At 71.0% G+C, this 23,220-nt stretch carries 20 protein-coding genes and 1 pseudogene; 14 read left to right on the top strand and 7 right to left on the bottom strand.

The annotated features are described in order from the left end of the window. Positions 1-66 precede the first annotated feature (66 nt). The gene (locus tag IE272_RS09070; RefSeq protein ID WP_229897244.1) at positions 67-696 is read right to left on the bottom strand and encodes a hypothetical protein; all 630 of its coding nucleotides are present in this window, start codon (positions 694-696) and stop codon (positions 67-69) included. 296 nt (positions 697-992) lie between these two features. Continuing rightward, the gene (locus IE272_RS09075; protein WP_190006610.1) at positions 993-3,404 is read right to left on the bottom strand and encodes a PA14 domain-containing protein; all 2,412 of its coding nucleotides are present in this window, start codon (positions 3,402-3,404) and stop codon (positions 993-995) included. Positions 3,405-3,634: 230 nt separating this feature from the next. Here IE272_RS09075 and IE272_RS09080 point away from each other — a divergent pair, with 230 nt between their 5' ends. The 5 genes from IE272_RS09080 to IE272_RS09100 all read left to right on the top strand — a co-directional run bounded on the left by IE272_RS09080 (position 3,635) and on the right by IE272_RS09100 (position 11,424). Then, on the top strand, positions 3,635-4,003 hold the full coding sequence (locus IE272_RS09080) for a CU044_2847 family protein (RefSeq protein WP_190006611.1): 369 nt from the start codon (positions 3,635-3,637) through the stop codon (positions 4,001-4,003). 1 nt (position 4,004) lies between these two features. Then, positions 4,005-6,203, top strand: coding sequence for a VMAP-C domain-containing protein (locus tag IE272_RS09085; protein WP_190006612.1), 2,199 nt, complete (start codon positions 4,005-4,007; stop codon positions 6,201-6,203). Continuing rightward, positions 6,200-7,192: an AAA family ATPase gene (locus IE272_RS09090; protein WP_057664690.1), complete on the top strand. Its 993-nt coding sequence runs from the start codon at positions 6,200-6,202 to the stop codon at positions 7,190-7,192. The genes IE272_RS09085 and IE272_RS09090 overlap by 4 nt, the downstream gene beginning before the upstream one ends. 2 nt (positions 7,193-7,194) lie before the next feature. Continuing rightward, positions 7,195-10,932 (top strand): SAV_2336 N-terminal domain-related protein, encoded by a 3,738-nt coding sequence (locus IE272_RS09095; RefSeq protein WP_190006613.1) that lies wholly within the window; start codon positions 7,195-7,197, stop codon positions 10,930-10,932. A gap of 111 nt (positions 10,933-11,043) precedes the next feature. Beyond that, the gene (locus IE272_RS09100; protein ID WP_229897245.1) at positions 11,044-11,424 is read left to right on the top strand and encodes a DUF6193 family natural product biosynthesis protein; all 381 of its coding nucleotides are present in this window, start codon (positions 11,044-11,046) and stop codon (positions 11,422-11,424) included. 82 nt (positions 11,425-11,506) lie between these two features. Here the strand turns inward: IE272_RS09100 and IE272_RS39415 are convergent, their stop codons facing one another. Beyond that, on the bottom strand, positions 11,507-11,914 hold the full coding sequence (locus IE272_RS39415; RefSeq protein ID WP_444544790.1) for a DUF7919 family protein: 408 nt from the start codon (positions 11,912-11,914) through the stop codon (positions 11,507-11,509). Positions 11,915-12,199: 285 nt separating this feature from the next. Here IE272_RS39415 and IE272_RS09105 point away from each other — a divergent pair. From IE272_RS09105 to IE272_RS09120, 4 genes and pseudogenes are all read left to right on the top strand, one after another. After that, positions 12,200-13,081, top strand: a pseudogene (locus tag IE272_RS09105) (RHS repeat-associated core domain-containing protein); the annotation flags it as partial. A gap of 10 nt (positions 13,082-13,091) precedes the next feature. Further along, positions 13,092-13,655 (top strand): hypothetical protein, encoded by a 564-nt coding sequence (locus IE272_RS09110; RefSeq protein WP_190006614.1) that lies wholly within the window; start codon positions 13,092-13,094, stop codon positions 13,653-13,655. Between the two features lie 155 nt (positions 13,656-13,810). Continuing rightward, positions 13,811-14,167 carry a hypothetical protein gene (locus tag IE272_RS09115; RefSeq protein ID WP_143202796.1) on the top strand — a complete coding sequence of 119 codons (357 nt, stop codon included), beginning with the start codon at positions 13,811-13,813 and terminating at the stop codon, positions 14,165-14,167. A gap of 271 nt (positions 14,168-14,438) precedes the next feature. Next, entirely contained in the window at positions 14,439-15,818 is a 1,380-nt protein-coding gene (locus tag IE272_RS09120; protein ID WP_229897246.1) for an FAD-binding oxidoreductase, read from the top strand. Positions 15,819-15,995: 177 nt separating this feature from the next. Here IE272_RS09120 and IE272_RS09125 read toward each other — a convergent pair whose 3' ends face one another. Next, positions 15,996-16,751, bottom strand: coding sequence for a hypothetical protein (locus IE272_RS09125; protein ID WP_190006616.1), 756 nt, complete (start codon positions 16,749-16,751; stop codon positions 15,996-15,998). Then, positions 16,748-17,347 carry an RNA polymerase sigma factor gene (locus tag IE272_RS09130; RefSeq protein WP_050358414.1) on the bottom strand — a complete coding sequence of 200 codons (600 nt, stop codon included), beginning with the start codon at positions 17,345-17,347 and terminating at the stop codon, positions 16,748-16,750. The genes IE272_RS09125 and IE272_RS09130 overlap by 4 nt, the downstream gene beginning before the upstream one ends. Positions 17,348-17,571: 224 nt before the next feature. Between IE272_RS09130 and IE272_RS09135 the strand changes: the two genes are divergently transcribed. Both IE272_RS09135 and IE272_RS09140 read left to right on the top strand, forming a co-directional pair. Continuing rightward, positions 17,572-18,492 (top strand): hypothetical protein, encoded by a 921-nt coding sequence (locus IE272_RS09135; protein ID WP_190006617.1) that lies wholly within the window; start codon positions 17,572-17,574, stop codon positions 18,490-18,492. A 155-nt stretch (positions 18,493-18,647) separates the two neighbouring features. Continuing rightward, positions 18,648-19,154 carry an NUDIX hydrolase gene (locus IE272_RS09140; protein ID WP_073958213.1) on the top strand — a complete coding sequence of 169 codons (507 nt, stop codon included), beginning with the start codon at positions 18,648-18,650 and terminating at the stop codon, positions 19,152-19,154. Between the two features lie 31 nt (positions 19,155-19,185). Here the strand turns inward: IE272_RS09140 and IE272_RS09145 are convergent, their stop codons facing one another. After that, positions 19,186-19,404: a hypothetical protein gene (locus IE272_RS09145; protein ID WP_190006618.1), complete on the bottom strand. Its 219-nt coding sequence runs from the start codon at positions 19,402-19,404 to the stop codon at positions 19,186-19,188. A 166-nt stretch (positions 19,405-19,570) separates the two neighbouring features. Between IE272_RS09145 and IE272_RS09150 the strand changes: the two genes are divergently transcribed. The 3 genes from IE272_RS09150 (at position 19,571) to IE272_RS09160 (ending at position 22,511) form a co-directional block, all read left to right on the top strand. Further along, positions 19,571-20,155, top strand: coding sequence for a TetR/AcrR family transcriptional regulator (locus IE272_RS09150; RefSeq protein WP_050358411.1), 585 nt, complete (start codon positions 19,571-19,573; stop codon positions 20,153-20,155). Between the two features lie 159 nt (positions 20,156-20,314). Continuing rightward, positions 20,315-21,679, top strand: coding sequence for an MFS transporter (locus tag IE272_RS09155; RefSeq protein ID WP_190006619.1), 1,365 nt, complete (start codon positions 20,315-20,317; stop codon positions 21,677-21,679). A gap of 67 nt (positions 21,680-21,746) precedes the next feature. Next, positions 21,747-22,511 (top strand): SDR family NAD(P)-dependent oxidoreductase, encoded by a 765-nt coding sequence (locus IE272_RS09160; protein WP_056701973.1) that lies wholly within the window; start codon positions 21,747-21,749, stop codon positions 22,509-22,511. Positions 22,512-22,537: 26 nt separating this feature from the next. On the opposite strand, the gene IE272_RS09165 is transcribed toward IE272_RS09160, so the two are convergent. Continuing rightward, entirely contained in the window at positions 22,538-23,020 is a 483-nt protein-coding gene (locus tag IE272_RS09165) for a hypothetical protein (protein ID WP_050358408.1), read from the bottom strand. Between the last annotated feature and the right edge of the window lie 200 nt (positions 23,021-23,220).

Here is a 23,220-nt window from a genome sequence, read left to right on the forward strand (position 1 = left end):
CACTGTGCCGGCGATGGAGGGGAAGGCCGACATCGTGCACGCGTGCTCTGTGGGTCAGGAAACTGGTCATGGTGAGGACGCCAGGTCCAGGGCCCGTGCCAGGGCGGCAGTGACGGGGGCAGCGTGTGCCGACAGGTGCTGTTCGGCCCGGGCGCCGGCAAGGCCGAGGAAGTCCTGCAAGTCCTGCTGGGCGTCGGCGACGCGCCTGCGCACCTGGTCTGCCGGCAGCCCGGTCACCGGGCTGCCGTCCGTCCCGTAGGCGCCGTGCGTCAGCCGGACGGTGTCACCGACGCGTTCGGCCGTCGAGGAGGGATCATGGCCGAAGTGGGCGCAGCCGGTGCCGTCGAGCACGTCCAGCCGGTCCCGCCAGGTACCCAGGCCGTTGCAGCGGCCCGGTTCGACGAAGTCGGTGCCGGTGGTGGTGGTGTCGGTCGCCCGGGGCCCAGCGGTGGCGAGCAGGTCAGGCATGGTGAGCAACCCGTGCGGGAAGATGCCGAGCGGGTCGGTCGGGAACGGGCCGTGCTCCTCATCCGGCTCGGAGCCGTTGCGGTCGGCGATCCGCATGACGGCTGTGCCGACCTCCGCCGGAGTCGGCTTCCCGTTCAGCACGAGGCAGCCGAATGACTCGTGCTCGCCGACCGGCCAGAGCGCGCAGTCATCGGCGGCGAAAATCTCCAGAACGGGTCGCGTCACCATCACATGCGGATGATGCCGGACCCACTGATACACCGCCACGGGCTTTCAGCCGCCGCAGAGGACTGGGAGCCGGACCGCTACCTGCGCAGTCTCGCCGTGAGCTCCGCGCAGGCGGGGGGACCGTACCGAAACCCGTGCCGTGCTCCCGCGCTGGATGATCAGCCGGCCACTGGCCCCCACAACCTGACGGAGTGCCCGTCGAGGTCGAAGTCCTGTGGCCGGTCCGGCCGTTCGCCCACGGATGCGGGGAGGGGACCGAAGTAGCCCTCGGTCCCCTCCCCATGTCCCTCGCCCGGTCAGAGCCAGGAGTCCCAGATGCCGTACGCCGTCGATCGCGTCGCGGCCTCCGCGCCCGAGGCGTCGAGCCGTACAACGCGGTAGTAGTACAGGCCGAGCCGGTCCTCGTGCACCGTGGTGTCCATGAAGAACGCCGCGTCGCCCGACGTGCCCTCCGCCAGGGTGGTGTAGGAGGCGGTGGCCGGGTCCCAGCGTTCCACCCGGTAGCTCGCGAAGCGGGAGCAGTCACCCAGGCCGGAGCTCGCGGAGCAGCCGACGTACAGATTCGGATACTGGCCCTCGCGGACGTCGGTCTCCGTCCAGCCCGGCGGGCGGGTGTCGGGCAGGGTGACCGGGACCTCGGCGGGGTGGAGGACGTCGAGCGGGTCGTCGTCATGCAGGAGGCGGTCGTCCGTGGCTGCCACCTTGTAGACGTGGGTGGCGCCGTCGGCGACCGTCGGGCAGAGGATCTCCGTGTCGGCCAGGGAGCTGCCGAACCAGCAGTTCTCCTTCCAGACCGTCTCGCCGCTGTCCGGGTCGGTGACGCCCTGCCATACGTGGTAGCCGCGGACGTCGGTATCGGCGGGCGGCGTCCAGGTCAGCCGGACGCCGAGGGGGACCCGTTCCGCGGTGAGGTTCTCGACCGGGGCGGGGCGCCGGGTGTCCGGGGTGGTCGTCGTGGCGGGCGGGCCGGGCTGCGACACGCGGCCGTACCGGTCGGTCGTCACGACGCGGTATTCGTACGTCGTCTCCGACGCGCCCTGGACGTCCCAGCAGCTGCCGTTCACCTGCTTGCGGGCCGACAGGGGAGCATGGTCGTCCGCCCAGGTCCAGTACGTGTCCGGGTCGGTCAGCGGCTGGTCCACCGAGGTGAACGGCTTGCACTGGTCGACGACGGCGGTCTCGCCGGTCGCGGTGTCGGTTCGGATGATCTTGTAGGTCGGGAGGGGGCGTTCGTCGACGGTCCACGGGTCGACGCTGCTCCACGCGATCATCACCCCCTCGTCGAACCTGCCGGCCGTGGTCGTGAACGCGGGGATCGCCTCCGGCCGGTCGGCCATCCTCAGGGTGATCTCCACCGGCGCGGCAGCGTTCCCCTTGGCGTCCAGCGCGCGCACCGCGTACCGGTAGCTGTCGGCGACGGCGGCCGACTGGCGCGGCACCACGTCCGTCCGGGTGCTGGGGCTGTCTGCCGGGCGGGCGTCGATGTAGCCGCCGGTCGCCGGGTCGTACTGGAGCACCTGGTACGAAGCGGCGCCGGTGACGGGTGACCACACCAGATGCGGTACGCCCGACCGGTACTCGGCTCGGAGCCCCGTGACGGCGGCGGGCGGGGTCAGGTCGGGGGTGGTGAACGTGGTGGCGGCCGAGTACGCCGACCAGTTCCCGGCGGCGTCCCGGGCCCGGCCCCGGTAGGTGACCTTGCTGCCGTCGGCCCGGTAGCCGGTGTCGCAGATCGCGCCCTTGGTGCCGGAGTAGACCGTGCTCCAGCTCTTCGTCGCGGCGTCGAGCCGCTGCATCTCGTACCGGACGATGTCGGCGGCGTTCTTCGCGGTGGTGACCAGCTGTGGCGCCGCATAGGGCTGGTCGGCCGGGCAGGAGTCCCATTCGACGAAGGGCGCGGCGGGCGGCGTCCTGTCGATCGTGGTGACGGGCTTGTCGGAGCTGCCACCCGAGACACGGCCCGCCTTGTCGGCGGCTCGCACCTCGTAGTAGTAGGCGGCGCCTGTCCTGGGGAGGGTCGTGTCGGTGTACGACGTGCCGGTGGTCGTCGCGAGCGGCTTGCTTCCGTACTGCGTGCCCTTCAGCCGCCGGTAGACCCGGTAGTTCGCCAGGTCCATCTCCTTGTTCCTGGTCCAGGTGAGCTTGGCCGCGCCGGTGGCGGAGTTGTACGAGACGGCCGCGCCCGTCGGGGCGAGGGGCTTGACCTTGTCGTGGGTGGCGGAGGTGCGCGGCGTATAGGCGAACGTGACGTTCGCGGCACCCGTCCAGTTGACGTAGTCGAAGCGGAGCGTGTGCCTGCCCTGGGGGATCGTCACGTCGACCGTCTTCTTGACGGTGGCGGAGCCGTTCTTCCAGACGTCGATCCTGCGGACACCGTCGAGGTAGACCCGCATGCCGTCCCGGGCGGAGGCCGTGAACGTGAAGGGGCCACCGGAGCCGAAGTCGCGCGTCATCGACCAGCGCACGCCGAAGTTGTTGGACGGTACGCCGGCGACGGGCGCGCCCGTGCCCCAGTTCTGGTCGATCGCGGAATCGCAGTCCGTCCTCTTCGGCGTACCCGAGAACGTCGTGTTCGCGAAGAACTGCCGCTTGAAGACGGGGGAGGTGCAGCTCGCCGCCGCGGCGGCGGGTACGGCGGTGGCGTAGAGCAGCCCGCCTGCCGTGGCCAGGACCAAGGCGGTGGCGGTCATGCGTCTGGCTGGGTTCATCAAGTCCTTCAGTCCTGTTCGGCGACCGGTGTCAATCAGCCGATGCCGATCAGCCGGTGCCGGTCGACCGGCTTCGATCAGACGTCGCCGAGCAAGACGGACAAGACGGTCGGTTGGTTGTACGGGCCACTGCCGTGACAGCTCCGGCAAGCGCTTCGCGACCGCTCTCCCAGCGGATCTTTTTTGCCTGATCGCGCCTAAGAATGGGCCAGTTGGGAGAAGATTGCTCCGTGTCAGACTTCATGGAGTTCGCGTTCGAAGACGGGTCGTCGCTGGCGCTTCAGGTCTTCCCGGCAGCCGCTCCCGCCGAGACCTCGGCGCCCGGCTTCGGCACGTCCATGCCCGTGGCGAGGGGATCACGGCTGGGAGCCGTCGCCGGAACCGCGTTGCGGGGGGTGCTGTCCCCGCTGGTCCCCCTCCTCCAGCAGATCCGTGACACAGCGGCCTCCGTGCCCGATGCTCCCGACGAGATATCGGTCAGCTTCGGGGTCAGGATCGGGAACGACCTCAAGCTGGGGGTCGTCGGCGTGGCGGGCGAGGCGACGCTGACCGTCACCGCGAACTGGCACCTGGGACAGCAGACCGCCACGGACCGCTGAGATGCGCGGACGGGGCGATCGTGACGCGTCCGATCGCGACGCCGCACGGCTGTCCCTGGTGTCGGTCCTGAGCTCCGGCACGGCCCGCGTCGTGGGAAGCGGGGTCTACCTGGGCCGGCGGCGGCTGCTGACCTGCGCCCATGTGGTCAACGAGGCGCTGGGCCGCACCATGTTCGCGCGGCAGGCCCCGGAGGACGCCTCCCTGCGGGTGCGCTTCCCCTGCCTGCCCGAGGGGCCCGCGCTCCCCGCGCGGCTCGTGGCGTGGAAGGCCGCACACCGCGCGGGAGCTCCCGACCTTCCCGTGCTGCTGGGCGAGCCTCTCTGGGGCGGCGATCTGGCCGTACTGGAGCTGACGGTGGAGCCCGCGGCTCCCGCTGCCGCCGCGTCCTGGCGGTACATGGACCGTGGTCAGGAGGTCCGCGCGTGGTACGGCGACGGCTCGTCGTTCACGTACGCGGACAGCAGCGTCGGCTCGGTCCAGCACGACCACGGTTTCGTGGACGGTGCGCCGCGTGGTGCCGCGATCGGTCCCGGTTACAGCGGAGGCCCTCTGTGGTGCGACAAGGAACAGGCGTCGGTCGGGCTCGTGCTGGGGGTGATGTCACCGCCGGACGGTCCCTTCCGCGGCGAGAACGTGCTGCGCCGGGCCATCGTCGCCCCGTGGCAGGCCGTCGAACGGTTCCTGGACACGACGGAGACCTCCGCCGGTCCGGCGCACGGCGACACCGGAAGGCTGTCCGGTGCCGTCGCGCCGGTGCTGCGGCACAAACTCCACACCGTGGTCCTCAACCTCCTGCCGGACGAGGACCAGCGTCTGCGCCACACGCACCGGGTCCTCTCGGCGCTCGGGCTGCCGGGCGGTTCCAGGGCCGACGCGTCGGTCGCCGCGCTGGTGGAACTCGTACTGACCCAGCCACGCGCCGCCGCCGTCCTCACCGACGAACTGCCCCGCGCCCTGCGGGAGACGGCGCTGAAACTGCTCTCGCTGTGCCGCGGCGCTCTGGTCCCGGGCATCCTCACCCCGTTGGAACTCGCCTCCCTGCTGGCCCTTCTGGACGGGGAGCCCGGGCGGCTGCTCGAAGAGGCGGCACGCGACGCACTGGTCAACACCACCTTCTGGGACGAGCCGCTCGCAGCGCGCCGCGGCGAATCGGACGACGCCGTGCGCCATCTCGTCCTCGCCCTGGAGAACTACTGGGGAGACAGCGGATCCACCGACACCCCGCACCGCGTGCCCGCCCTGCTCACGGCGGTGGAGTACGTCGCCGCCCTGACGGCCTCCGCACAACGGGACGAGCTGCGTGAGTGGGTCGCGGCGGTGGCCGCGAGGATCGGCGTGCACGAGTCGGTCCTGCTGTCCCGGCGCACCGACGCGGAGGACTGGGCCCACGTCAGAAAGGCCCGTACGACACCCGCCGAACCACGTCTGACCGTGCAGCTGACCAGGTCCCCGTCGGGCGGCCACCTCTGCACCGTCTGGTACGACCCCGGCACCGGCGAGGACGGCGTCCTGCGGCAGGTGCTGGCGGACGACGAGCCGCGCGGTCCGCAGGAGGTGGCCCGGCTGGTCCAGGACATCCTCCTGCGGGAGGCCCCCGCCGCTGTGCGGGTACGCAGGGCCCCTCTGGTCGAGTTCGTGGTCGAGCCGGAGGACCTCGACCTCCCGGTGGACCGCTGGGACGACGGCGACGCGGACAGCGGCTTCCCGTCCGTCCTCGGGGTGGAGTACGCCGTCGTCGTACGGTGTCCGGAACTGCGCACGCAGTCGCTCAAGAGGCTCAGGGCCTGGGAGGCGAGGTCCGTGGGTTTCCCCGCGGGAGCGTTCACCCGGCTCATGCCGGAGCACAGCGAGCCGGAGCACGTGTACAAGCTCCTGCACCAGGACCAGCAGACGGGGCGGCTCGCCATCGGCTGCTCGCCGGAGCACCGCCCCCGGCTCCAGGTCGTCTGCCTGGCGCAGGGCATACCCGTCGCGCTGTGGGACCGCAACGACTCACCGCGCCGGATCGACCAGCTCACCGCACTCATGCTCAACGGCCACCCCCGGAGCCTGCCCGAACGGGTCCGGGCGCACCGCGCGCGGACGCTGGGCAGCGCCGGGGAGGAAACGGTCGCCCCCGTACTCGTGTGGGACGACGCGTCCCGCACCCCGCCCGAGCCCTACTGGAGCGACCCGTCCTGGGAGGACGCGACCTCATGACGGCAGCAGAACGCACCCCGTCGCAGGACCCCGGCAGCTGGCGGCTGTTCCGCGGGGAAGGACCGCCGCGCCGGGTGACCATGCCGTCGGCCCCGCCCTGGCGGCGGTTCGGCGAGCGGCAGCCGACCGGGGCCGGCGGAACGACCGCCTCCGGGGACCCCCGCCCCTATCTGATCGGGCCCACCCAGCGGGACATCGTCAACGCCGCCCTGCATCTGCGCAGGCCGCTGCTGGTCACCGGCCATCCGGGCACCGGCAAGTCGTCACTGGCCCATGCGGTGGCCCACGAGCTCTCCCTGGGTCCCGTACTGCGGTGGCCGGTGAACAGCCGGTCCACGCTCGCCGAGGCGCTGTACCACTACGACGCGGTGGGCAGGCTGCGCGAGACGAACCTCCGGCGGCAGGGGGACAGCGACGCGCCCGGCATCGGCTACTTCATCAGGCTCGGACCGCTGGGCACCGCGCTGGTGGCGGACGGGCTCCCCCGCGTGCTGCTCGTGGACGAGCTCGACAAGGGGGACGTCGACCTGCCCAACGACCTGCTGACGGTCTTCGAGGAGGGCGAGTTCGAGATCCCCGAACTCTCCCGGCTGCCGCCCGGCGAGGACGACATCGAGGTCCACAGCGCGCGGGGCGGCGACACCGTGACCGTCCACAGGGGTGTCGTGCGCTGCCAGGAGTTCCCGGTCGTCGTCATCACGAGCAACGGCGAGAGGGAGTTCCCTCCCGCCTTCCTGCGCCGCTGTCTGCGGCTGGACCTGCCGGACCCCGACGAAGAACGGCTGCGCGCCATCGTGGCGGCCCATCTGGGCGCGGACGCGCTGCCCCAGGTCGACGATCTGGTGCGGGCGTTCCTCGCCAAACGGGCGCCCGGCGAGCTGGCCACGGACCAGCTGCTGAACGCCGCGTTCCTTCGCCTCGGCGGGGTCGACCTGGACGCCGAAGGGCTGCTGGAAGCGGTGCTGCACCGGCTGGGGGGTGCTCTGTAGGCATGCCCGACCGTCTGCTCTCCCTGCTGCGGGACGTCGGCTTCGACGTCACGGCCGAGGAGCTGGTCGACTGCCTGTGGCTGGCCGAGCGGATGCCCGCCGACGCGCCTCTGGCGCTGGCCGCCGGCCTCCTGGGCGGGGACGCCCGTCCGCCCGCGGCCTCCGGGGAACCCGGCGCCCCGCCGGTGACCACGTGGCCGGAGACGGAGGAGAGGGCCGGTCGGACGGAGTCGCCGGAGGCCGGACCTCCGCGAGCCGAACTGCACGCCGCCGAGGCCTCGCCCGCAAAACCGCCCCCGACCGGCGGGAGCGACGGCACCGGTCCCGACGACGGCACCACGGGGGACGAGGACCACGACGGCGGATCCGACGCCCCGGATCCGGGGACGGCGGCGGAGAACGAGCGGCCCGATGAGGACCGGAGCCGCGCCCTGCCCGTACGCATCCCCCATCCGCACGCACTCGCCCTCCCGTTACGGACGGCACGTGCGCTGCGCCCACTGAAGCAGTACCGCCCGCATCCGTCGGCCGAGCAGCTGGACGAAGCCGAAACCGCAGCGCAGATCGCCCACTCGGGCCTCCTCGACGTGGTGACGCGTCCCGCCCGCGATCGCTGGCTGGACCTCACCGTGGTCGTCGACGACGGTGTCTCGATGCTCCTGTGGCAGCAGCTGTGCTCGGAGCTCAACTCGCTGCTCGCGCACCTCGGCGCCTTCCGCCAGATCCGCACCTACGGACTGCGGCTGAGGCCCGGGCGGATGCCCCGGCTGAGCTCCCGGCCCTTCGTTCCCGACGCGCCGACCGTGTCCGCCGAGGTCCTCACCGACCCGTCGGGCCGCACCATGACCCTGGTGATCTCCGACGGGGCCGGGCCCGGATGGCGCACCGGTGCCATGCGAGCCGTGCTGTCGCGCTGGGCCGCCTGCGGCCCCACCGCGGTGATCCACACGCTGCCGCCCCGGATGTGGCGCGGTTCGGGACTGCCCACCCGGCGCTGGTCGGTGCAGGCGCCGGGCCCGGGGGCCGCCAACGCCACCTGGCGGGTGCGTCATCCCGTACTGCCCGAGGCGCTCGCCCCGTTCGACATGACCCCCGTCCCGGTCCTGACGCCGTCGCCCCAGGCATTCGCCGAGTGGGCCTTGGTCACCGCGTCCGGAGGCTCCAGCAGGGTGCTCGCCCTGTGGGACGCCGACGCGGCGGAGCAACAGCGTCCGCCCGGGTCCGGTGCCTCCTCGCGCACGAAGGGGCGGGCTCGCCGCGTCCGGCCCGACGCGCAGGTGCAGCGGTTCCGCCGCGCGGTCTCCCCCGAGGCCTACCGCCTGGCCGCCCATCTGGCGGCGGTGTCACCGCTGACGATCCCGGTGATGCGGCTGGTGGTCCGCTCCCTGCCCCGCCCGGTCACCACGGCCCATCTGGCCGAGGTGTTCCTGAGCGGCATGCTCCGTCCGGCGGAGGCCGAACACGGATCGCCGGCCGCCGCGGTCCTGCCCCAGCAGCGCGTCTTCTCGTTCACCAGCCGGTCCCGGGACATCCTTCTGGACGCCGTCCCCACCACCGAAGTGCTCGCCTCCACCCGCCGGGTCTCCGAGCACATCGCCGAACTGGTGGGCCGCTCACCGGACTTCCCCGCGTGGCTGAGCCGCCCCGACGGAACGAGCCGGCTGGCCGACGACACCACGGCCTTCGCCTGGCTGAGCCCCGCGCTCCAGGACCGTCTCGGGCTGAGCGGACTCTCGGCACAGGAGTGGGCGGAACAGCCCACGCTGCCACCGGAGATCCGGCTCAGTCCCCCGGGGAGCATCTATCCCCAGTACCCGATGGTGGGCTACTCCCAGACGAACACCACCTGGTCGGCCCCCGAGGGCGTCCAGTCCCTCGGTGAATACTGGCTCACCTGGCAGGCCAGGCAACCGGGCGGGCTCTCCCTCTACGCCGGAACCGACGGCAGGCACACCGCTGTGATCCGTGCGACCACGGCACGCGACGCGTCCGTGATCCGCCGGGAAGCCCTTGCCCTCGCCCGGTTCGATCACCCCTGCCTCCCCTCGCTCCTCGACGCCGACCTGGGCGCCAGGAACTCCTGGGCCGCCGCCACCGGCGCACTCACCCGGCTCAGGCAGGGCGCACCGACACTGCGCACCCTCGCCCAGGGGCTCCGGCTCCACGAGAGCTTCGGCACGGACCTGATCCTGGTGCTCGGCCAGCGGCTCGCCTCGGCACTCGATCACAGTCACCACGCGGGAGTCGTGCACGGCCATCTGTCGGCGGACCGCGTGCTGCTCACCCTCGACGGCCCCCTGCTCGTCGGCTGGCACCGCTCCCGGATCTCCGACCCCGGAGCCGCCCCCGCACCCGACCGTACGGGGGCGGACGTGCGCGCGCTCGCCGCTCTGCTCGGGCTTCTCGGGGCCCGTACGGACTGGCACCCGACGGGCGGGGAGCACTTCGCCCCCCTGCTGACCGGGGACGACGACACACGGGCACAGGAGGTGGGTCACGAGCTCGCCGAGGAGATCACGGATCCGTGCCTGTCCTCCGTCCTGCGCCCGTTCCTGACGCTGCCGACACGTGACAGGGCGGTGTCGGCGGAGTCCCTGCTGGCCGCCTTCCGCGACCGCGTCCCTCGGGACGCGTTCCTGCAGCCGTTCTCCTGGTGGCTCCCCGAGAGCACAAGGGTCCTCATCGATGGCGCCCGGCTCGACCTGTCCTCCAGAGCCGAGCCGGATCCGCACCTCCTGCGCCCGGCGTCGCTGCCGTCCTCGGCGGAAGTCCCCCTCGTTCCGGGGAGGGACCTCGCCACGGACGACGAGGACACGGGTGTCCATGAGCCCGGGCGGCGCGGACGGCAGCTCACGAAGTGGTTCCGGTTGCCGGGCCGCCCCGAGCAGGTCCCTCGCCGTGGTCTCCTCCGCCGCAGGAAGGCGGGGGCGAGAACGGTCATCAGGCCGGTCGACAGCGGAACGGGCCACCAGGGCCGCCTAGCCCTGGTCTTCGGCGGCGGAACCCGTTGCGGGCGGTCCACCGTCGCCGTGCAGCTCGCCTCCGCCGTCGCCGAGGCCGAACCCGCTTCCGGGCGTCCCCCCGTACTGATGTTGCCGTTCCATCCCGCGGCGAACGTCATCGGATACCGCATGGCGACCGACGAGAGGGCCGGGTACCGGCAGGTCTCCCCCGGCCCCCGGGTGTCGGCGACCATCTCCCCCGACGCCCTGGTCCTCTCCCCCTCAGGGGGCTGGGTGACGCTCAAGGACTCCAACGGCGCGGACTTCGTGCACCAGTACGCTCCCGCCGGGCAACCACCGCCCCCGCCCCGGCAGCACCGGGACATCCTTTCCCGCATGCGCAGGCTGGGCACCCTCGTGATCGACTACGCGGGCGGCCTCGCACCGCCCGGACCGTCCCTGCGCGGAACCTTCGGTGACGTCGACCGGCTCGTGGTCGCCTGCTCCGGAGATCCCGGCCAGGTGGCGGACACCGCGGCCGAGCTGACGTGGCTCGACCAGCACGGACACGCACGGCTCGTGTCCGAGGCCGTCCTCGTCCTGTCCGACCTGACAGGAACGGCCGCGGCGCAGTCCGGTCTCACCGAAGCGGAGAGCCAACTCGGTACCCGCGTACGGACCGTGGTGCGCATCCCTCACGACCCGGCGTTGCGCGACGGCGGACTGGTCGACTTCTCCGCTCTCGCGCCCCTGACGCAAGAGACTTTCCGCACGGCCGGCCGCGCCCTCTTCCGCTGAGTCGGGGCGTCGACACGTAGCCCCCGGGCTGCCGCTTGCGAACCACTCTGATCTCATGGCACCTCATGGCACGGGAGCCTTCGGCTGCTACTCATTGGATCAGGAGCTCAAGTGATCATCCCGGCACGTAGCGAAGAGTCACGAAACGCGGCCGAGATCGTGGCGGCGGAGTGGTCTGCCGTCCTGTCCTACGGCATGGACCGCATCAATCCGGCCGTTCCCCGAGCTGCTTACCAGCACCCGTCGCTGCGCGAGCTCTGGCCCATGGTCAGCCACGGTGTCCTGTACCTGAGCCGGTGCACCCGGTGGCCCTGGACAAGCGATGTCGGTACGGCCTACCCGCAGGCCGCGGGTGGGTACCGGGTGCGTCGCGCGTCCGACAAGACTCTCCTCGGCGAGGTCGACACCGTCGAAGCGGCATACGCGTTGATCGCCGCCACGCTCCCCGAGGGTTGCGGACCTGCTGTCGACGGCACCCCGGACGACCTGTGACCGCAGCACCTGCCCACCCCTGCCCAAAGGAAAGGCGCAGTTCAGGGGCGTACAGCGTGCCGATAGCCGCTGATTCCCAGGCTCAGACGACTGTGTCGGGGGACAGCACCGCCTCCATGAATTCAGTCGGTGGAAGGTAGCCGTGGGCTTCGACGTAGTGGGCGACAAGTTCGGGGGCGGCATACGCCACACCATTACCCATAACTCGTATTTCAGCGCTCCCTTGAGGACCTTCAGGGCGCCGGGGGAACAGTCGTGAGGCGCACCAGGGACAGAGGTGATGGCCGCGAGTCTGCTGCACTCGGTGTGTCCGGGTCATGCGCTTCAGCGTCTCCGTGAGACTCGGTGGCGGAACTCCCTTCGAGTACCTCTTGCCGCGTCCGAGCCAGCCCACGTTCAGAACCGGAACGCCCCGCCAGAGGCCTGCGTCCCCGGGGGTCCGGTTGTTCCTGCCGTACGTGTACGGCGTCAGATCCGCGTAATGCGTCATGCCGGTTGTCTATCAGCTGCAGCAAGTGCCACGGAGACCAGGCGCACCGGATGAGTGCCAGAAGCCGCGGCCGGCGCAGGGGCCGGACCTCGGTTCAGCCGCTGCACACGGTCCCCGTGGTCCCGGGATGTGCCCTCCCTCTTCAGGCGGCGCGACGGACGCTTCTCCGTCATTCGCCGTACGGCTCCCGCCTCTCACCGCCGTCGATGTGGGGTCGCCGGAACCGCTGGTTCCCGTCGTGCGTGGTGTCCTAGCGTGTGCAGTAGTGAGGGGTGACAGCTCAACCTCTGCGAACAGACCACCACCTCCACCGGCCTGCCCCACCCGGTCGTCCTCACCTGGGACCACTCCGGCACGCGCCCGCTGGCGCAGACCGAACGCATCACCACGGCCGACGCTTCCCAGGAAGAGGTGGACCGGCGCTTCTTCGCCATCGTCACCGACCTCGTCGGCACACCCACCGAACTCGTCGACGAGTCCGGCGACATCGCTTGGCGCTCGCGCACCACGTTGTGGGGGACGACCACGTGGTCGCGCAACTCCACCGCGTACACCCCACTGCGCTTCCCCGGTCAGTACTTCGATCCCGAAACCGGCCTGCACTACAACTACTTCCGCCACTACGACCCGGAGACCGCCCGGTACCTGACGCCGGACCCGCTCGGGCTCGTACCCGCCCCGAACCCCGCGACCTACGTCAACAACCCCCACACCTCGGCCGACCCACTCGGACTCGCACCTGTCGGGTGCCCGGACGAGACGGTGACGGTCTACCGCAAACAGACGGACCATCCGCTGAGCCAGCGCGTCCATATCGGCGACAACGGCGAAGTGACGATCACCGGACACGGCAAGCTGTACCTCAATATGAGCGGGGACATGAAGCACACCGTCGAATTCCGTTCGGACGGCGGGCAGATCGTGTCCTACGAAGTCCCCAAGTCGTACCGCGATTCCATTCACGAGAACGCGCTTCCGCAGAACAAGGCGGACCATCCCGACGGTGACGCATTCACCCGACAGGAATGGAAAGCACTCCTGAAGGAGTATCCAGAAATCTCGGATCCCACCAAGGGGCCGCACCTGTACGGAATTCCCGACAAAATGCTCGACGGGTTGAGGGATGCTATTGTCCCCGGATCGGGTCGCGTGGTCCAAGAAGGGTGATCCTCCTCAAATGATGCACACAACCGACAGCTTGGCCGCCGAACTCCAGCGGCTCCGGGATCGCCCCGGTGCCGATGCCGCGCCCCCCGTCCTCTCCCTCTTCGTCATCGACGTCGACGGGGACGCCGCGGAGTACGCACGGCGCCTGAGGTCGGCGATCTCACCCGCCGTGCGGCTGGGCAGCACGGCGGATTTCGAGCAGGAGAGCCTCCCGGTCGACGACGTTCCGGACTGGTTCGCCGCGGTGAGTTCCCAGGACCCGGAGCAGGCACCGCAGTTCGCACGGGCCGGGTGCGACCGGTATGCGGAGCACACCGGGGGCGGCCGCCCGTGGGAACTGCAGGACTGGCTGTACCGCTTCGACCCCGACGAGGACTCCCGCGGCTGGGAGTGGTGGGACGCCACACCGGTTGGACCGTCCCGCGTCCACCTGTGGGTGGACAGTTGGGGGGAGTCCTTCTTCGGGTGCCAGGACCTGCTCTGGGCCGCTTACACGGCGGGTGCGGTCCGCGTCGACGGCCCTGCGGTTCAGAAATCCGCCGTGTGGTCGGCGGAGCGGAACGCCTCGCGCTGAGACAGGCTCCTTGATCCGCAGGATCTTCCCTGAAACTGTGGTGATTCCGCCGGGATTCCATCCAGTCGCGCCCTCAGCACCCGAATAACAGGTCGGATCCGAGCTACGGCTACAAGGCAATCATGGACAGAAGGCAATTCAGCATGCGCGTCCGTATGAACACTGAAATCATTTCGGACTCCACCGTCATGCAAGGGGGCATCGCCCTCACGAATGGGCACGAATACATAGTGCTCGAAATCTCCGCACGCTTCAAAAAAGCCCCCTCCTTCCGCATTGAATTCACCGAGTCCGGAGTCAGGCAGTCCGCCCTCTTCGAGAGTCGAGCATTTACCGTTACTTCTCGCACCCTGTCACCGACCTGGAAATACTTCCAGCTGGAATCCGGCTCTTTCTCCTTGTGCCCAGAATCATGGAACGCCCCAGGGTTTTGGGAGGCGTACTACGACGGTGACCCACGCGCGATCGCGGTGTACGAGGCCGAACGAGCGGCGATCCTGTCCCATTCATAGGCACACCACGTAGGTGCCTGATGCGCGATCCACACCATCAGCCACACCCCTGCATGCGAAGCAATCCTCGGATGCGGGAGATCCTGCGGACGTGCCGGCCGCGTGGATGTGCCCGAGGCTGCCGAGTTGAGCATCCGCCCCATCGGCGTAGCGTGGAAAGCGCCTGGGCCGGGCGCAGCCGGGTCGCGGAGTGGTCGGGGGTGCACGGGGCGACCGGTGTTGAGTGCTGGGCACCTCCATCTCAGGAACTCGCGGCCATGACGCGCAAGGAGTGAGGTTGGTGAACAACTCATCGATCGAAGGGTTGCGGGACCGCGTACGGGGGCCGGTGGTCACTCCTGACAGCGATGGCTACGACGAGGCGCGCAAGGTCTACAACGGCATGATCGACCGGTTTCCGGCGGCCGTGGTGCAGTGTGCCCATGCGGGCGATGTCATGGCCTCGGTCGACTTCGCGCGTGACAACGGGCTGGACCTGGCGGTGCGTGGGGGTGGGCACAGTGTGCCCGGTTTCGGGACCTGCGACGACGGCGTGGTGGCCGATCTGTCCGGCATGCGGGGCGTCCGCGTCGATCCCGGACGACGGACCGCGCGGGTGGACGGCGGCGCGACCTGGGGCGACTTCGACGCGGCGACGGGCGCGTTCGGTCTGGCGACCACGGGTGGGATCATCTCCACCACCGGCGTCGCGGGACTCACCCTCGGTGGCGGCATCGGATACCTCGCCCGCAGCCTGGGCCTGACCTGCGACAACCTGATCTCGGCCGATGTGGTGACCGCGGACGGCAGGCTGCTCGTCGCGAGCGAGCACGAACACGACGACCTCTTCTGGGCCATCCGCGGCGGCGGCGGCAACTTCGGCGCGGTGACATCGTTCGAATTCCGGCTCAGTCCGGTCAAGGAGATCTACGGCGGGCCCATCCTCTACGAGTTGGAGGACGCCAGCACGGTCCTGCGTGCGTTCCGCGAGCTCATCGCCGACGCCCCGGAGCAACTCGGCGGGTTCCCCGCCTTCCAGATAGCCCCGCCCCTGCCGTTCATCCCGGAGAACCGGCACGGCGACACCTTCATCCTGATCGTGGCGTGCTGGGCCGGTCCCCTGGATGAGGGAGAGCGGGCCGTCCAGCGGTTCCGCGATATCGCACCGGTGGTGGCCGAGCACGTCGGCCCGATGCCGTATTCCGCGCTCAACACCGCGTTCGACGCGCTGGTTCCGCGCGGCCTGCAGCACTACTGGAAGGCCAACTTCGTGACCGAGCTGAGTGACGCGGCGATCACGGCACACCTCGATCACGCACCTCGGCTGCCCGCCGTGAATTCGACGGTGCACATCTATCCGATCAACGGCGCCTGCCACCGCGTGGCTCCGGAGGACACGGCCTTCGCCTACCGGGACGCCACGTTCGCCACCGTCATCGCCGGAATGTGGCCGGACCCCGCCGACAACGAGGCCAACACCGCCTGGGTGCGGGACTACTACGAGGCCACCGCTCCGCACTCGGAGGAAGGCGGGTACATCAACTTCATGGCCGAGGACGACCAGGACCGGATCAGGGCCAACTACCGGGGCAACTACGAACGCCTCGTCGAGGTCAAGAGGGCTTACGACCCCGGCAACCTGTTCCATGTGAACCAGAACATCAAGCCGTAGCGGCGGCGGCCCCGCTCGTACAGCGGTGTTGTTACGTCCACGACGCTCAACGCTCGGGGCGCCGAGGTGGAACGACGGGGTGTGGACCGGCCGGAGGTCGGAGATCGGCAGGCGCCTTCTCGCGCGCGATCCATCACCGGCCTCCTCCATCCCGACCATCAGTGGGCGAAGGCTGCGTCACTCCTGCTTCTTGGAGTCCCGCGCCGCGCCCGAGCCGGACGGTACCGGCCGATCCTTCGGCCCCGGCTCTGCGGAACGGTCCGGGCTCTTCTCCGTCCCGTTGGCCCCCGTCTTCTCCTGCTGCTCTCCCGCCAACAGCCGTTCGCAGTAGCCCGGTACGGCCTCCCGACCGCCCGCCGCTGCCGCGAGCAGGCTCGTCGCCGTGTCACCGGACGGCTTGCCCCGCCCCTCGATCGCCGCGAGGTGGACGCGGCAGTGCGCGACGGTGTCCCGCGCCGTGCCCGGACGGTCCTTGGGCGACGCCTTCGGGGCCCGCGAGGCCGGCCGGGTGGGCGGGGCGGGCTTCGACGAACGCTGTGGCGGCCGACCCACGCGCCCCTCACCGGCCGATTCTTCGGCCGCGCCGGGTACCGTGGGCGCGTTCTGCCCGGGCTTCGGCTCCGCGCCACCGCGGAACGGCGACGGGATGTCACCGGCCCCCGCCGCCACCGCGACCCCGCCGAGTGCCGCCGCCGCGACGAGAGCCGCCAGCAGCGCCTTGACCGAACGTGACCAGCGCCGCTCATCGACCGGCCGCCAGTCGTCCCGTCCGCGCCGTCGGCGCGGCGCCGCGTGCGCGCCTTCCCCGTGCGCCGTACGGAAGGCGTGGAGCGCCTTCTCCTCGGCAGCCGGGCTGAGGGCGCCGGGGCGGCTCGCGACGTCGAGCAGCGTCTCCAGCTCAGGGGTACGGGGATCCACCGGTTCGGGATTCATGTCCCATCCTTCAGCATGCGCTGTGCTCCGGGCGTCGCACCGCGTGCTCCGGCCCGGGTGAGTTGGCCCGCCAGTCTCTTCAGCCCCCGGTAGGCCGCGGTGCGCACCGCGCCGGGGCGCTTGCCCAGCACCCGCGCGCTCGCCGGCCCGTCGAGCCCGACGACCACGCGCAGCAGTACCGCCTCCGCCTGGTCGCGCGGCAGGCTCCCGATCAGTTCGAGGGCCTGCTCCGTGGAGAGCTTCTCCAGGACCGCGGCTGCCGTGTCGTGTCCGCCCGGCAGTTCCAGCATGTCCTGTTCCAGCAAGGATGTGCACGGTCGCCGTTTCTGCCTGCGGAGGTGGTCCAGGGCACGGTGACGGGCGATGGTCGCCGTCCACCCCCGGAAGCCCGCGCCGTCGCCGCGGAAGCGGCCCAGGTCGCGCGCGATCTCCAGCCAGGCCTCGGAGGCCACGTCCTCGGCGTCGTCGCCGACCAGCCCCCGGACGTAGCCGATCAGGCCGGGCTGCACCAGCCTGTACGCGATCGCGAACCCTTCGTCGTCCCCCTGTTGGGCTCGGTCGACAGCAGCGCCGAGCTCCGCGTCGTGCACCCCCACACTTCCCTCTCCGTACCCAGGCCCCGCCCGATCCGCCCCACCATCTCTGCGTTCGGAGTCGAAGAAACGTCACTGAAGTCGTCACCGTCCGCAGGCGGCGAGGGCCGGTCCGGGTGGCTCGGGATCCGTGGCCCTGTGACGTTTCGCAGCCGGGACGCGCTGGGTACGGCAGGTCCGCCCATGGGACGGGTGCGCCGCGCACGACCGAACGTTGAGGAATCATCATGATCAGAAGCAGCACACTGGGCCGTCACGCGGCCCGTACGGCGGCCGTCCTCACCGCGGCTTTCGCACTGGCGGTGACGATGGCCCCGCTCACGGGCACGGCGCAGGCCCATGAAGCGGTGACGGGGTCGCTCAGCTTCAGCGGTGAGCCGGGTGAGTACATATCCGGCGGTCAGTCCTACGCCTATACCCCCGACACGACCGAGATGTTCGACATCTCCGGGCCGACCTCGCAGTCCGGTCTGGGCGCCACGGTCGTCACGCCCGAGGGCGAGCGCTGGGCCCTGTCCATGTCAGCCCCTTACGGCCAGAAGCTCGTGGCCGGCACCACCTACTCCAACGCGCGCAGTTGGCCCGAGGCCCAGCCCGAGGATCCGAAGCTGCAGTTCAGCGTGACCGACAGGTACTGCGAGAGCGGCACCGGTTCCTTCACCGTCTCGCACATCGCTTACGGACCCCACGGCTACATCCGTGAGATCGACGCCACCTTCGAGCGGACCTGCAGCGGATCCACCCTGCCCGTACGCGGTGAGCTCCACGCTCGTATGCCCGAGCCGCCCGCGGAACTCGCCATCGGCGTACAGCTGAACACCTCGGGCACGGTGGCCACCCGTACCGGTGAGATCACCGTCGGCGGCACCACCACCTGCAACAAGCCGACCCGCATCAGCATCAACGTCAGCGCCTACCAGACGCAGAAGCGCACGACGGCGAACGGCTCGCACGAGAACCTGATCGTTGTCTGCGAGCCCGGCTCCCCGGTTCCGTGGACCACGTCCTTTCCCAGCAACATCGATCCCACCGCCTCCTTCCAGCCCGGCGCCGCCGTGCTCCGGGGGCTGGCCACTGCGGACGACCGTGACTACCCCGTGAGCGTCACCGACTTCCGGAGCGACGACATCACGCTCGTCAGGTCCTGACTCCGCGGCGGGCCCGGCTCGGCCGGGCCCGCCCTGCCCCTGGCCCCGCAGCTCGCCCAGGACCGTGTCCACCTCCACGACCGGCCCGAAGGCGTCGCGTGATCGGCCGGGCAAGCCCTGGGTGGGACCGGCAGTGAGGGAGAAGGATGGGGGTCATGGGAGAACTCGTGGATCGCGTCGACGATCGTGACAGGGTCATCGGCGTCGTGGACCGGAGCGAGGCGGTGGCGGCCGGGTGGCTGTACCGCATGTCCATGGTGCTGTGCCGGGACGAGGAGGGCCGCTATCTGGTGCACCGGCGGCCCGGGAGCAGCTCGCGCTTTCCGGGCGAGTACAGCTGGTTGGTGGCCGGTGCGGTGGGGGCGGGGGAGTCGTACGCGGAGGCTGCCCACCGTGAGCTCCGTGAGGAGATGGGGGTCCGGGCGTCCGTCCGCCCGCTGTTCACGTTCCTGTGCCGGGGCGAGCTGAGTCCGTACTGGTTCGCGGTGCACGAGGCCACCGTCGAGCAGGATCAGATCGCACCGCAGGCCGCCGAAGTGGCGTGGCACGGCTGGCTGTCCGGCGACGAGCTGCGGGATGCGATGGCGAGCTGGAAGTTCGTCTCGGACAGCCGCGATGCCTACCACCGCTACGTACGACTCGCCACGGACCGCCCGCGCTGAGACCGGGCGTCCGATGGATTCGGCGGCCCGTTCATATCGGGCGTCGTTCCGTAGTTCCTCCGGGCCCCGCCCGGCCATCGCCGCGCTGTCGTCGCAGGTCCAGGGCCGCGAGGGCCGTACGCTCCACCGCGAGCAGCAGGGCGAGCCCGATGGCTGCCACCAGGCCCCATCCCAGGCCGGGAAGCCACAGCAGCGCCATCTCCACCGTGCCGCCGAGCGTCGAGGGCAGCCACCACAGGAGCGCCGCCACCTCCCGCACCGCCCTCGCCCTCGTCTCCTCACGCGTCCAGGCGGTCTTCCCGGGCCGCTGCCGCCAGTACGAGTAGCCCGAGCAGGGGGCCTCGCATGACGCACACCGGTAGCCACCGCGGAGATGATATTTGACCGATCGTTTCACTATCGCCTAGGGTTCGACCGTGGCCAGAACCAAGGAATTCGACCCGGAAGCCGCCCTGCAGTCAGCCCTCCAGCTGTTCTGGCAGCGCGGCTACGAGGCGACCTCGATGGCGGACCTCGTCGAGCATCTCGGCATCGGGCGGGCCAGCATCTACGCCACGTTCGGCAACAAGCACGAGCTGTACCTGAAGGCACTGGACCGGTACAGCGAGAACCGCGACTCGAACCTGCTGCACGAGCTCTCCCAGCCGGGCGCCGCGCTGCCCGCCGTGCGCACGGCGGTGCGGCGGTTCGCGGCCGAGGCGAACGCCGACGAACATCGCGCCAAAGGGTGCTTCATCACCAACACGGCCGCCGAACTGGGCCCGCACGACCCGGCGGCGGCCCGGCGGGTCGAGGCGAGCTGGGACCACTTCGAGACGCTGTTGCACTCGGCACTGACCCGGGCCCAGGCGCAGGGCGAGCTGCCCGCGGAGCGCGATCCGCGTGCGCTCGCACGGATGCTCCTCGTGCTGATGCAAGGTCTGCGGATCGTCGGCAAGGCGTCGAAAGGGCCGGGCCGGGTCCGGGACGCCGCCGAGCAGGCGCTGAGCCTGCTCGACTGAGCCCGCCCCAGCCCTCCCAAGCGAGCCCGCTCGACCGGGTCCGTTCGCCCGGGTCCGATCGAGTCCGTTCGATTGAGTCCGTTCGACTGAAACACACCTCCTGCGGGAGGCGTCTTCATGGCCACATACCAGAACGTTCAGTCAAGTATCGGGGGAGAAATGGCCGAAACACAGAGCTGGAACAGTACGACCGGGGCCGCCTCGGCCCGGCCCGCGCCCGGCCCTGCCTTCGCGCTGCTCGGCATCGTCCAGATGTCGCTGCTCTTCACGCTCACCTCGCTCGTCGTACCGCTGCCCCGGATAGGCCACGAATTCTCGCTCGACCGCACCGACTTGATCCTTCTCAGCTCCGCCTACGGGCTGGCCTTCTCCGGGCTCCTCCTCTTCGGCGGCCGCGTCGCCGACCGCTTCGGCGGGCGTCGCGCCCTCACCGCCGGGCTGCTCGTGTTCACCGCCGCGTCCCTCGCCGCACTGCTCGCCCCGGGACCGGGGACCCTGTTAGCCGCCCGCTTCGCGCAGGGCGCGGGCGCCGCTCTAGCCGCACCCGCGGCCATGGCGGTACTGCGCGCGGCCTTCCCCCAACCCGACGCGTACGGACGGGCGATGGCCACCTGGGGCGGGCTCTCGGTCATCGGCGCCACAGCGGGGCACCTGCTCTCGGGGGTCATCTCGGCGCTCGCGTCCTGGCGGCTCGCCCTGGCCGTCCCGGTCGTGGTGGCCGCCCTCGCCCTCGCCCTCGCGCCGCGTCTCCTGCCGGCGACCCCGGCCGGCACGGGCCGCTCCCTGGATCTGCCGGGCGCACTGCTCTCGACCGCCGGGATCACCCTGGCCAGCTACGGTCTCGTTCTCACCGAGGCCCGCGCCTGGGAATCGGCGGCCGTCCTCGTTCCCCTGCTCGCCGGGGCCGCGCTGTTCACGGCCTTCCTGATCGTCGAGCGCCACCGGCGCGACCCGCTGCTGCCCCTCGGGTTCCTCCGCGACCGGCGCCGGGCCCTCGCGCTCGCCGCCGTCGGTCTGACCGCCGCCGGGACCGCCACGACGTTCACCCTTCTCTCGCTCCATCTTCAGCAGGACCGCGGCTGGTCGGCGCTGGCGACCTCCACCGGCTTCGTTCCCTTCGCGGTGGCGCTGCTCGTCTCGGGCCGCACGGCGGGACCGCTCATCGCCCGGTACGGGGCGCCGGCCGTGACCACCGCCGGGCTGGCGGTGGCTTCCACCGGCCTCGCGCTGATCGCGCTCATGGGCCTGGCACCGCACAACTCCTACGCGTACGGGCTCCTCCCCGGCCTGATCCTGCTGCCGGCCGGCGCGGCCGCCGGCTTCGCGGCCGCCTCGGTCCTCGCGACGGACGGGGTGGAGCCCCGGCAGACCGGGCTCGCGGGCGGCGTCATGAACACCGCGATGGAACTGGGCCCGACCGTCGTCCTCGCCGCCCTGCTCACCCTCGGCTCCGACAGCACCTCACTCGCCGCGACGGCAGTCCTGCTCGCCGTCGCCGCGTTCATCAGCCTCCGCACCAAGTAGCCGGGCAAGCACGTTGCCCCGTACCCGAACAGCCGCGCACACAGCGCTGTCCAGAGGAGTCATCACCATGTCCGCACGCTTCACCGGCAAAGCCGTCCTCGTCACCGGCGCGGGATCCGGCATCGGCCGGGCCGTCGCACTCGCCTTCGCCGCCGAAGGGGCCTCGGTGGTCGCGGCGGGACGTACGGCCGCCTCGCTCGACGAGACGGTCGCGCTGATCGAGAAGGAGGGCGGCTCGGCGGTCGCGGTCACCGCGGACGTGACCCGCTCCGAGGACGTCAGGACCCTGGTCCGCCGTACCGTCGAACACTTCGGGAGCCTTGATGTCGCCGTCAACAACGCGGGCGTCTTCCGGGGCGGCGCTCCCGTCGCCGACCTCCCCGAGGAGGACTGGCGCACCCTGCTCGACATCAACGTCACCGGTGTCTTCCTCGCCCTGCAGGCCGAGATCGCCCGGATGCGCGAACAGCCCACCGGCGGCGCGATCGTCAACATCGCCTCCAACCTCGGCGCGCACAGCCGTATCCCCGGCGTGGCCGGCTACCTCACCACCAAGGCAGCCGTCTCCGCCCTGACCCGGGCCGCCGCCCTCGACCACATCGCCGACGGGATACGCATCAACGCCGTCAGCCCCGGCGCGACCGCCACCACCATGTCGCTGCTGCCGGGCGAGACCGAAGCCGGCCGCGCCGCCCGGATGAAGGACGCGTCGCCGCTGGGGCGGGTCTCCTCCACCGCCGAGGTCGCGGCGGCCGTGCTGTATCTGGCCTCGCCGGACGCCGCTTCCGTGGTCGGCAGTGATCTGGTCATCGACGGCGGGGCCTCCGCCTGACCGCACTCCCCGGGGCGATGGTGCCGTCAGCCGTGCATCGCGGAGCTGTACGCGAACAGGGCGATCACGCCGGCGACGCACACGAGGATCACCCATGAGCCGAAGCCGGTGTGCCTTCCCCTGCCGTTCCGCCGCGCGGACTTCCGGGGCTTCCGGGACTTCCGGGAGCCCCCGGACCGCCCGGCGGTTTCCCGGTCCGGGGCGGGCCGCGCCGCGTCGGCCGCGGCGTCGGCCAGCAGGCGTCGGCAGGTCGCGGCGAGCACGCCCGTACCTGCGGAGAGAGGCACCACGGCCTCCGAACGCGCCGGAGCCGTGGTGCCGCCGTCCAGGATGCGCCCCGCGCGTACGAGGATCTCGTCCCGGCCGCCCGCCGGAGCGAGGCTGATCCACCGCCGTACGTGCTCGCCCCGGATGACCATCCCCCCGGACCGCTCCCGGTACACGGTGTGCTCCCGCCACAACACCGCAGCCAACTCCTGTGCGGTGTCTCTCAGTTGTGCGCCCACCATCCGTCCCCCCACCTCGCGTCGAATCGAACAAGCATCGAACTCTACTGGCGGGTGCGGATCCCGGAGCATCAGGCCCCGTTCCACGACGGCCCGGCCGGGGGCGAGGGGGACGCCAACGGCCGGGGCGTGGAGTTCAAGGCCGGCGACAGGGCCAAGGGCATGACGCCCTACTTCATCAAGGTGCAGGTGGGGAACGTCGG

The organism is Streptomyces anulatus (assembly GCF_014650675.1).
Taxonomy (GTDB): Bacteria; Actinomycetota; Actinomycetes; order Streptomycetales; family Streptomycetaceae; genus Streptomyces; species Streptomyces anulatus.